Annotated in this window: 10 protein-coding genes and 1 pseudogene; 3 read left to right on the forward strand and 8 right to left on the reverse strand. The window is 35.7% G+C overall.

Annotation, left to right across the window (positions count from 1 at the left end):
- Window positions 1-410 precede the first annotated feature (410 nt).
- On the forward strand, window positions 411-1,394 hold the full coding sequence (locus PN497_RS02585) for a serine/threonine-protein kinase (RefSeq protein ID WP_096570047.1): 984 nt from the start codon (window positions 411-413) through the stop codon (window positions 1,392-1,394).
- A gap of 107 nt (window positions 1,395-1,501) precedes the next feature.
- Here PN497_RS02585 and PN497_RS02590 read toward each other — a convergent pair whose 3' ends face one another.
- Window positions 1,502-2,209: a Uma2 family endonuclease gene (locus PN497_RS02590; protein WP_096570049.1), complete on the reverse strand. Its 708-nt coding sequence runs from the start codon at window positions 2,207-2,209 to the stop codon at window positions 1,502-1,504.
- A gap of 158 nt (window positions 2,210-2,367) precedes the next feature.
- Between PN497_RS02590 and PN497_RS02595 the strand changes: the two genes are divergently transcribed.
- Window positions 2,368-2,634, forward strand: coding sequence for a hypothetical protein (locus PN497_RS02595; RefSeq protein WP_096570051.1), 267 nt, complete (start codon window positions 2,368-2,370; stop codon window positions 2,632-2,634).
- Window positions 2,635-2,866: 232 nt separating this feature from the next.
- Window positions 2,867-5,041: a DEAD/DEAH box helicase gene (locus tag PN497_RS02600; RefSeq protein WP_096570054.1), complete on the forward strand. Its 2,175-nt coding sequence runs from the start codon at window positions 2,867-2,869 to the stop codon at window positions 5,039-5,041.
- A 265-nt stretch (window positions 5,042-5,306) separates the two neighbouring features.
- On the opposite strand, the gene PN497_RS02605 is transcribed toward PN497_RS02600, so the two are convergent.
- The 7 genes and pseudogenes from PN497_RS02605 to PN497_RS02630 all read right to left on the reverse strand — a co-directional run bounded on the left by PN497_RS02605 (window position 5,307) and on the right by PN497_RS02630 (window position 10,876).
- Complete coding sequence (locus PN497_RS02605) at window positions 5,307-6,017, reverse strand: Uma2 family endonuclease (protein ID WP_096570056.1); 711 nt, start codon at window positions 6,015-6,017, stop codon at window positions 5,307-5,309.
- A 98-nt stretch (window positions 6,018-6,115) separates the two neighbouring features.
- The gene (locus PN497_RS02610; protein WP_272109531.1) at window positions 6,116-6,316 is read right to left on the reverse strand and encodes a PIN domain-containing protein; all 201 of its coding nucleotides are present in this window, start codon (window positions 6,314-6,316) and stop codon (window positions 6,116-6,118) included.
- Window positions 6,317-6,447: 131 nt separating this feature from the next.
- Window positions 6,448-6,672 carry a FitA-like ribbon-helix-helix domain-containing protein gene (locus PN497_RS02615; protein WP_096570058.1) on the reverse strand — a complete coding sequence of 75 codons (225 nt, stop codon included), beginning with the start codon at window positions 6,670-6,672 and terminating at the stop codon, window positions 6,448-6,450.
- A gap of 87 nt (window positions 6,673-6,759) precedes the next feature.
- Window positions 6,760-7,335: a Uma2 family endonuclease gene (locus tag PN497_RS02620; RefSeq protein ID WP_096570060.1), complete on the reverse strand. Its 576-nt coding sequence runs from the start codon at window positions 7,333-7,335 to the stop codon at window positions 6,760-6,762.
- Window positions 7,336-7,351: 16 nt separating this feature from the next.
- Window positions 7,352-7,432: pseudogene (locus tag PN497_RS25855) on the reverse strand (Uma2 family endonuclease); the annotation flags it as partial.
- Window positions 7,433-7,628: 196 nt separating this feature from the next.
- Window positions 7,629-9,872 carry an FdhF/YdeP family oxidoreductase gene (locus PN497_RS02625; protein ID WP_096570062.1) on the reverse strand — a complete coding sequence of 748 codons (2,244 nt, stop codon included), beginning with the start codon at window positions 9,870-9,872 and terminating at the stop codon, window positions 7,629-7,631.
- Between the two features lie 104 nt (window positions 9,873-9,976).
- Window positions 9,977-10,876 carry a S1 RNA-binding domain-containing protein gene (locus PN497_RS02630; RefSeq protein WP_096570063.1) on the reverse strand — a complete coding sequence of 300 codons (900 nt, stop codon included), beginning with the start codon at window positions 10,874-10,876 and terminating at the stop codon, window positions 9,977-9,979.
- Window positions 10,877-11,066: the final 190 nt, after the last annotated feature.

An 11,066-nucleotide genomic window follows, 5' to 3' on the forward strand; every position in this document is an offset into this window, starting at 1 on the left:
GCTTTGAGATTGACAGAGATTTAAACGCTGCGATTAATTTAAAACAAGAAGCGGTCAGATTGATCGTGTTAGCCTGTGGACTAGATAGTGCCGACACTGCTAGGATTTCAGTGAGCGTAGTCGAACTGGTGAAACAGGAAGAAAAAGCCAACTTTTGTTAGCATTAGTTAGCTTTTTTGTATCGGATGAAAGCCAGTTGAGGCATTTACGCCTCACAAGAAATTATGGTTTATTCACAGGAGTCGGGGATCTTACCCCTGAATCATTACCGTAAAAATACTTAATAAATCAACCAAGGTAAATTTCACCAATCATAGCATATTTGGTATAGTATAGATTAAGTAAAATTTCTTAATCTTTGCTGATGCTGAAGATGAAGAAGGGGATCATCTCTGTGATGGTGGTGCTATATGAATAATATTGGTGGAAAATATCAACTGCTCAAAATTTTAGGAAGTGGTAATTTTGGGACAACTTATTTAGCAGTGGATCAGTATGGAAAAAGGTACGCGGTTAAACAATTGACATTTTCTAGCAATGAGCCAAATAAAATAGCGATCGCTCAACGCAAGTTTAATGATGAGAAAGAAATTTTACAAAAGTTGCATCATCAACAAATTCCTGATTTTGTAGATTATATCGCAGAAAATCAACAATATTACTTAGTACAACAATATATTCATGGTGAAACATTAAGGGAAAAACTGCATAAAGATAAAAATTTGAGTATTGAAAAATCTCAAAAAATTCTCCTAGATATCTTAAAAATACTCCATTATATTCACAAAAAAGGTATTATCCATCGTGATATTAAACCTGATAATATTATGATAGATCATTATGACAAGGACAAGTTATTTTTAATAGATTTTGGTGCAGTCAAAGCAGAAAATCCCAATGATACAAAATTACAAACACCAGGTACTAATATATTTTCCCGTGGATATGCACCCATAGAACAAATGAGAGGTTATCCAGAAAAAAATAGTGATATTTATGCACTGGGAATAACAATAATTGAATTAATTACGGGATTAAAACCTGAGAATTTAACTGATACTTGGTATAGGGATATTAATATTCCCGATGATTTAAAAGAGATTTTATGTAAAATGATTGATGAATATCAAGATACCAGATATCAATCAGCGGAGGAAATAATTAAAGACTTACAAAAACCCCCATCTGTACAGAAAACAATACCTTTATCAAATGGAAAAATAAATAATTCATCTGTGAGTATTTCTAGTCGTTCAGGAACAGATATGATTTTATTTGGGGTGATGTTCACATTAATTTCTATCTTGATTTTTCATACTGCAATGTTACCAGGTATGAACAAACAAAATGAGCAAATTCCTGAAATTACGGGAAAATTTATTAAATCAGAATAGAAATGGAATAGATACTAATGATAAGATCCTCGACTTCTTTAATTAACCTGTAAATAAAATGTAAATTGCTCGCAGAAGTCGGGGATCTGGGGATATATAACTACTAATTAAATATCATCTGGGTTAACTCCTAATTCTCGTAATTTATGCGCTAACCTTTCCGCTTTTAATCTTTCCTGATCTGCACGTTGTTTTTCTCGTTGTGCAAACTCTTCAGGAGTTAGCAACCTTTCACCTTGTTGATTATACCAGTATAACCATTCTCTATTTCTCCCTAAATAAGTACCCCTTTCTCTTCCTAAAGCTAAACCAATTTCTGGCATCCATAACTGCCCTTGAGGTTGTAAAATATATTGATGATTTTCTAATTTATAAATCTCCAAAGGTTGACGTTTTCGCCGACATTGACGATTAGGGACATAAATTGCATAATATAAAATTCCTAACTTTGCATAGTCAATTTTCTTTCTTTCATATTCGCCCCCGTAGGTTTTAGACACAACTTCTAAAGCAAAAATAGGGGGAATATTATCTTCTTCCCACAGTACATAACTTAACCTTCCTTCCTCACCAATAAAACGTTCTACACCCAAACTCAAAAAACCATCAGGAACTAAAGGTGGTTTACTTGGTGCATAGTCAATACTCATATCCACACCAAAAAACCAATCATTTCTATTTTGCCAAACTAAAGCTAAAATTGCTTCTAATAAATTAGGAATTAGGTTTTGTAATTCGTTATCCACTGGAGTATCATCAGAGTCAGGAAGTTCCGCAGAAGATGGAAGACATTGACGCAAATCGTAATTTAACATAATCGTCTTCACTATAACTATAATATGTTGATTTTAACATAAATAAAGTAAAAATAAAAATGAAAATAAAAAATATAACAAAACAAATAGATGTGAGTGTAGAGTATTTATGTTATAATCATTAACAATAAAAAATAATAACTTGAGGATTTTTCAGAATGACTACTCTTAACAATATCAATTTACCCGATGAATTATATCAACAAATAGTAAAACTAGCTAAGGCTGAACATAACTCTATAGAATCTCAAATTGTACTACTTTTACAAACAGCATTAGAAATAGAACAACAGCAAATAGAATCAGGAAGATGTACTAAAATTTTGAAATTATTAGAAGAAACCCAAAATATTCGTCGTTCAAATCCAGCAGATTTTAAGTTGCGAGATAGTACAGAAATGATTAGAGAAGATAGAGATAGATGACGAATACTTTCAAATTTGTACTAGATACCAGTGTATGCATCAACCTATGTTCTGACTATGTTCTGATCAATATTGTACTGACAGTAACTTACACAAATTCACATTTTTTTGAGAAAACCCGTAAATTTATAGTTAAAAATACGGAAAAACCCATATCCGTATAATCTCACTGTTCACAAGCTATAGATAGTGTTAGCTTAACAGTATTAACCATCTTATACAGGTAAAACAAATGGCTGTAGGCATCGAAGAACAGGGTAGCAAATTTATCACTACCGAAGCTATAAAAAATCAAGACGGAGAGCAGAAAGTATGGGATGCTGTACGGGGTGCATTTGCAGATAGAAACTGCATTGGATATTGGCGGTATCCTATTTTTTTCAAAGTAGGAGAAACCAGAAAAGAACCGGATATATTAATAGTTGATCGAGAATTTGGAGTATTAGTCATTGCTGTTCAATCTCTAAATATTGACCAGATTACTAATATTAACAGGCAAACTTGGCAATTGCAAAATAGTGACGTTACCGAAATCAATCCCTATCAAATTGTAGAACATCAACTGCGATCAATCATATCCTATAGTGATAGAGAAGCTGCACTTTGGAGAAAAATTAACGGTAGAGCGATCATTGCCTTACCGCATATTACATCACAACAATGGCAAGAAAAAGGTTTTCATGAATTACCCGATATTCCGCCAATTATTTTTCAAGATCAATTAGGTAAAGCTGGTTTAATAGAACGCATTAACCAAGCTAATATTATCATTCCTGGTGAAAATATCGAAGATAAAGATTGGGAATTATTACTTTCGGTAGTTGGCGGTACTCCCGTATTGCGTAAACCTCCCCGTGAACGAGTTGCAACTATAGGAAAAACCCGTTCTGCTGTTATTGACAGTTTACGAGAAAAACTCTATGAAATAGATTTACAACAGGAACATATCGGTAAAGAAATTCCTCCCGGTCCCCAACGTATTCGCGGTATTGCAGGTTCAGGAAAAACAGTTTTACTCTGTCAAAAAGCCGCAAGTATGCACTTGAAACATCCAGATTGGGATATTGCTTTAGTATTTTTTACCCGTTCCTTATATGATTTAATGATTGGTTTATTGGATCAATGGATACGGCGTTTTAGTTGTGGAGAAATGCACTATGATCCCAAAACAAATTTAAAATTACAGGTACTTCATGCTTGGGGTGCAAAAGAACAACCTGGTTTATACAGTACCATTTGTGAATATCACGGAAAAAGACCGGGAACAGTCCAGAATACTAAGGAAAGACAACCAAACCGGGGGTTAATAGATTTAAGTAAACGACTTTTAGAAGAAATCAAAATTGAACCAATGTTTGATGCAATTTTGATAGATGAAGGTCAAGATTTAGTAGCAGATGATGATTTAAAATATGAAGATAAACAAGCAATTTATTGGTTAGCTTATCAAGCATTAAAACCAGTAAGTGAAGATAAAACCGAAGAAAAAAGATTAATTTGGGCTTATGATGAAGCGCAAAGTTTAGATAGTTTAGTAGTTCCTAAAGCTAAGGAAGTTTTTGGGGAAAAATTAAGTAATTTATTGAATAAACAACCTCTATATTCTGGAGGTATTAAACGTTCTGAAGTAATGCGTCGTTGTTATCGCACACCCGGGCAAATTTTAACTGCTGCTCATGCAATGGGAATGGGTTTATTACGTCCTGAAGGAATGTTAACAGGAATTACAAATAAAGAAGATTGGCATAGAATTGGTTATGAAGTAAAAGGAGATTTTCGCCGAGTTGGTCAACCAATTACTATTACTAGAAAACCTGAATTTTCACCAAACCCTATTCCTGAACTGTGGGGAGAACCGGTTTTAGAATTTGAAACTTTTTCTTCTCATGAAGCAGAAATGACTGCTTTATCAGAAAAGATAATGCACAATATTGTCCATGATGGACTTAACCCCAGTCGGGATATTTTGGTTTTAGTTTTAGGTTCACCTTTGGAAGTAATGGAGTTAGAAACATCTGTTGCAAGTTTTTTAATGGAACAGGACATTGATGTTTATATTCCCACTGCTTTAAAATTAAATGATTTAGTTCCCCAATATCCCAATAATGATCCTGATAAATTTTGGTGTGATGGTGGGGTGACGGTTTCTCGTATTACTCGCGCAAAAGGCCATGAAGCAGATATGGTTTATGTGGTGGGTTTTGATCACGTTGCACGGAATGAAAGTGATGTAAGTTTTCGTAACCAGTTGTTTGTTGCGTTAACGAGGGCGCGGGGTTGGGCAAATTTAAGTGGTGTCGGTAATTATCCGATGTATGATGAGATGCGGAAAGTCATTGCTAGTGGTGAGAGTTTTACCTTTACTTATAAGCGATCGCCTAAGCGGGATATTGGGGATGGGGATTAATATTTTATAAGACAGGGAATAAATTCCCTGTCTAAAAGCTCAAGTCGGTTTTAACCGACTATTTTTATTTTATTTCTCTGCTTTCTCTGCGTCTGGAGTGGTTCGTTTGTCTTTATTTCTTATTCCCATATAAGCCAATCATGATGATAGCAGTTTGCTGTTATTGGATTAATCTCAATATTAAAAATGATATTTAACCGGAGTCAGAGACTCCTGATAGCATTCCCAGTCTGGAGACTGGGAACGAGATCATATAAAATATTGATTAAATACTATCAGGATCTACACCCAAAGCTCTCAATCTTTCTGCTAATAATTGAGCGCGTTGTTCAGCATTTTCAGCCCGTTGTTTTTCCTGTTTTGCTCTTTCATCACCAGTCATTAAAACATTATCATCTTGATCACACCAACGTAACCAAGTATCATTCCTACCTTCAAATTCTCCCTCCCATAAAGTTAAACCTAAACCAATTTCTTCTAACCAATTATTTGTAGTTTCTACATATCGTCTGGCTTTGAGACTATAAACTCTTAAAACTTTGTCTCCTAAGTTTAGATTAGGATCATAGACGACATAATGATAAACCCGCATTTTTTCATAAATTTTTAGCTTTTTATCTAATTCCCCACCATCTTCATTAGAAACTATTTCTATCACTACTTCTGGGGTTTTACCAAATTTCCAAACCAGATAACAACGATTTTGTTTTTCCCACCAATTTTGCGGTGTTTCTACATCAAAACTCACAAATACATCGGGAACTATGGCAGGTTCACCATAGGTATGGTAAACACCAACATTAGCTTCAGCTAAAAAAACCTGATTTTGCAAAGCACTGTAAAGAGAACCGACTAATAAACGTTGTTGTTTGGCAGATGCGAGATTATCCACTGGTGTATCATCTTCTGTAACTAGCAAATTGGCATCTGGTACGTCGCAATTATCAATATCCTTGATTAAAAGTTGCTCAACCATGATTTTATCCACTATTTGAGGACTCTATTAACTGATCCTAACTTATTCCAACAAGAGAACGTAATGGCCAAATTTAGTGGCTAGTTTTTGATCATAGGTTAATACCTGACAGATTGAATTGCTGCTGCCACAAATAACGTATCATAGAAGGAATGACTTGATTCCACTGCTAGTTTTAAAGCAATATCCCGAATTTGAGAATTAGAAATTATCACATCAACTAATGCCTCAGCATCCAGCATGGAATCTAAACCTATTTGCAATGGTAATTGTCGAAATTGTATCCATTGCCAAATCACATTACCCAACTCAGCAAACAACGAATCAGGTACGATAATTTGATCTACAGATTCTAAAGCAGCGATCGCCTGTTAATACTTTTATTCTACGCGCAACAGGGCATAAGCAAATACCATCGTATCAATTACCATCAGAGTCTTCCTTCTGACTTCCAAGACTGTACCCGACTTTCCGCTTCCATTGGTAACACTTCCGCCCGTTGACGAATACGAGTAAGCACTTCATCTCTTTGCCCATAGCGTTTTTGCAACAAATCGCGGACTTCTTGCTCCATAGAAACCCCCTTTTGTGCTGCTAAACGTTTAATGCGCTCCACTAACTCATCAGAGATATTGCGAATAGTAATTGTTGCCATAGATACTCCTTTTGTCGTGCTAGTCTACTACCCGATCATAGTTAAATTGAAAATTACCTTGATAAAAAATTACTTTACAAATAAATGTTAATAACAATCTAAATTCAAAATAAATCCAGGTAATATGTCTTCACCTAATAACTCAGTCGGTAAATTTCTGATTTCTACATCTTTTCCTAAACGATAAATTTCTACCTGTTGCTGTTGAGGATTGATCAACCATCCTAATTTTACCCCTGCATCCATATATTCTTGCATTTTAGAACGCAGAGTTTCTATATTATCTGTTGCTGATCTTAATTCAATCACAAAATCTGGTGCAATGGGAGGAAACTTGCGTTTTTGTTCCGGGGTTAATGCTTCCCAATGTTCTTTTTTAATCCAAGCAGCATCAGGAGAGCGATCGCCCCCATTTGGTAATTTGAATATAGTCGAAGAACTAAAAGTATAACCCAATTTTGTTTGACGATTCCAGAAAACTAAATCGGCAATCATTTCTGCTTCTCGATTCCCGCTTTCTCCCCCCACTGGTGGCATAATAATTAAATCTCCTTTTGCTGTGCGTTCAAATTTTAAATCACTGTTTTTTTGACATAGTTGATAAAATTGATCATCGGTAAGATCAACACTATTTAAGTTTAATGTCAAAGTATTAGTAACCATACAAATAACCCGTTTGTGTATCATCTTCTGTAACTAGCAGGTTGGCATCCGGTATATCACAATGATCAATATCCTGGATTAAAAGTTGCTCAACCATAGTTTTCTCTACTTTATCCACTACTGATAGAGTTTTTAAGATTATAACAGGTGACAGGTGACAGGTAACAGAAATAAAAGTCTAGAAATTAGAAGAAAAAATATATCTTCTCCAAGTATATCTTAAACCCTCATTTCTCTGCGTTCCCTGCGCCTCTGCGTGAGAAATAAAAAATCTGAAAACAGGAAACGAGATTTTATTGATAAACAAAAACCGGAACTCTTTTATATGCAGGTGTGCCACTTTTCGGATCAATTTTCCCCTTAAATAATATATTTGCTTCAGGATAAAACATAAAAGCCGCCCCTTCACGAATTGCACCACAAATAATTTCTATATCCTCTAATTCTCCCCCATTTCCTTTAACCTTCACTCGTTGATGTGGGTGAAATCCTGCTTTTTTAATATCCAAATTATTCATCAAAATACAATGACGATGGGGCATATTTCTATATTTATCTTCTTGTTTATAAACTACGGTGTTATGCTGTCCATAACTTCGCCCTGTTCCTAATATCAATACAATTCCTGGCTGATTTTCCTCAATGCCAAAATCTGATTTTTTAGGTGTTAATAATTGGGGTAAGGGTGTTACAAACATCTGGGCTTTACCATCAGGGGTTTTAAATTTCGGTTCTGCAAAAATTCGCCCTGCAATGGTAAATTCTTCTTTGTTTTTATCAATTTCTGCTATTTTTTGATAACCAGGTATAGTTTTAGCAATTAGTTCTCTAATATAAACAGTATCTTGTAGTTTTCGCCAATTAATTGGATTTTCCCCATGTAGACGATAGGCAATTTCTGTGATCAATTCTATTTCGGAAATCAAATGAGAATTATGGGGTTGTAAATGACTTTTACCTTCATCATTTAACCTCACAAAATTATTACCTGATTCTGTTGTGGTTTTATGGGGATTTTCAAAACGATTGAAAACTGGTAATATTAAAGTCTGGGTTTTTCCTAGTCCGTGAAAATGTCCTAAGTTGGGTTTGGTAGATACATAAAATATGGTTTCTATTTGCGATAATGCTTGTTTTGCTTGTTGTAAATCAGGGTTTGCTGCATACAAATTACCACCTAAACAAAAGAGAGTATCTACTTGACTATTTTCTGCTGCTGCTATTAAATCACGGGTATGATAACCAGGTGTTTCGCTGAGAGGTTTTCCTAGTAATTTTGATAGTGCTTGTTTGATTTCTTCTTGCAAGTGAATAGTTACACCCATTGATCCAAATCCTTGGACGTTTGAATGTCCTCTAATGGGCATTGTTCCTGATCCAATTTTACCCGCGTTTCCTGTAATTAAGGCGGTATTTGCTATACTTAATATGTTATCAACTCCGTTTTCTTGTTGGGTTACACCCATCGCCCAAGCAAAAACTACTTTTGATGATTTACCGATTAAAGAAGCAGTAGCGGTGATTTCTTCATAAGATAAACCGCAAGTTTGGGTGATATTTTCCCAGGTTGTGTTATTTGCATATTCTACAATTTCTGCCCAGTTTGTTGTATAGGATTGCAGATATTCTCTGTTAACTAAATTCTGCTCAATTAATGATTTTTGTAACCCTATAAATAAGGCTACATCACTACCGGGAATAGGTTGTAAATATAAGGTTGAGATATCTGAACCACCTGTGAGTAATGATTTGATGGGAAATGCAGGGGAGGCAAATTTAACTAAACCGATTTCTATTTGGGGGTTAATAATAATTACTTTACCACCTCTTTCCCGCAATTTGATTAATTCGTTCATTAATCTGGGGTGGTTTGCTGGTGCGTTAGAACCTATTAATACTACACAATCACTGTGTTTGAGGTTTTCTAAACTTACCATTGATGTACCTGAACCGAAAACTTTTTTTAAGCCTACTGTTGAGGGGGCGTGACATAAATCGGAACAGTCGGCTAGATTGTTACTACCTAGCGATCGCATTAACAATTGTAATAAATAAGCAGCTTCATTTGATGAACGTCCAGAACTATAACTAGCGATTCTTTCTGGTGTTATACTAAAAGCTTGTGCTGCAATTTGATAAACTTCTTCCCAGCTAATGCGTTGATAATGGGAAGATCCGAATCTGAGAATCAGAGGATAAGTTAATCTACCTAAGCGATCGCATTCTTGAGAAGTCAGTTTTTGTAATTCATTAATATTATATTGTTGGAAAAATTCTGGTTTTATTCCTGGTTGCAATTCGGCTGATATAGCCTCTACACTTTTAGCACAACGTTGTAAATATTCTCCCCCTTCATTAACAAAACCCCCTTTTTGTCCACCCGTACCCCACGCACAGGATAAACAGGCGCTTTTATGATTCAGGGTTTGCCATAATTTTAACCCTTGGGGTGTTAATGTTTGTTCTACCCAGTATTGAATCACTGGTAAACCACCGCCTGATGATAGCTGAGACTTGCTTTCAGGTAATTTATCCATAAGGAGATCAAGGAGTTGGGAGATCAAGAAGTTGGGAGTTGGGAGTTGGGAGTCAGGAGATTAACGATAATTTCACCAATCACCCATCACCCATCACCCATGACCTATTCTGCTTTATTCGCTGCTCTGTTAGCACGAGCTTCTGCGGAGTTCATGACTTCTGCCATATTTTCTACAACTTCACCGGGGTAGTTTTCTAATACTCTAGTAGAAATAGCAACTCGACCTTTACCTTCATCTAAGTCAATAATTACAGCTTTAACTTGCTGACCTATTTGAAAGACTTTTTCTAAAGAGTCAATAAATTTTTGGCTGACTTGTTTAATGTGAAGTAAGGCGCTAACACCATCTAAATCTACAAATACACCAAAAGGCTTGATACCTGTAACTTTGCCTTCGACTAATTGACCAATTTCTAATAAACTAAAGTTGCTAGAACGAGCCGCTAAACGTTGGGAAAGAATCAGTTTTTTGTTATTGCGGTCTACTTCTAAAAAACCAGCGGTGAGAGTTTGACCTTTAAGTGCTTCTAAATTATCACGTTCGGCTAGATGCGATCGCGGAATAAAACCCCGCAGAGAAAGAACTTCAACGTTAACACCACCTTTATTGACACCGATTACCCGCACTGGTACTGTTTGGGAACTTTCCTGCATTTGGGATAATTTTTCCCAAATGTGCTGAATTTCCAACTGCTTGCGAGAAAGAGTAACTTGACCTTCCGCATCTTGTTCCCGGATAATCAAAAACTCTAGTTCCTCATTCATCGGTAACACTTCCGATAAATCAGTTACTGCTCTCAACGAAGCCTCATCTCGCGGTAAGAAAGCAGAGGATTTACCACCAATATCAACATAAGCGCCATCATGGTCAAGTTGAAACACCTTACCATGTACAACTTGTCCCTTTTGAAATTGGTAATCGTGTTTTTCCAGTGCTTTGGCAAAATCGTCCATTGAAAAAGACGAATTGGCTGTTTGAGAAAGTTTTGATTCAGAATTCATGTTTTTTGAAGATTAATTGTTATGAAAAATTGGTAATGGGTAATTGGTAATTGGTAATTGGTAATTGGTAATTGGTAATTGGTAATTGGTAAAGTTCTTTTAGTCACCAGTCCCCAGTCACCAGTCACCAGTCACCATTCCCCAGTCCCCAGTCACCAGTCACCAGTCACCAGTCCCCAGTCCCCAGTCC

It is taken from the genome of Sphaerospermopsis kisseleviana CS-549, assembly GCF_028329225.1.
GTDB classification, from domain to species: Bacteria; Cyanobacteriota; Cyanobacteriia; order Cyanobacteriales; family Nostocaceae; genus Sphaerospermopsis; species Sphaerospermopsis kisseleviana.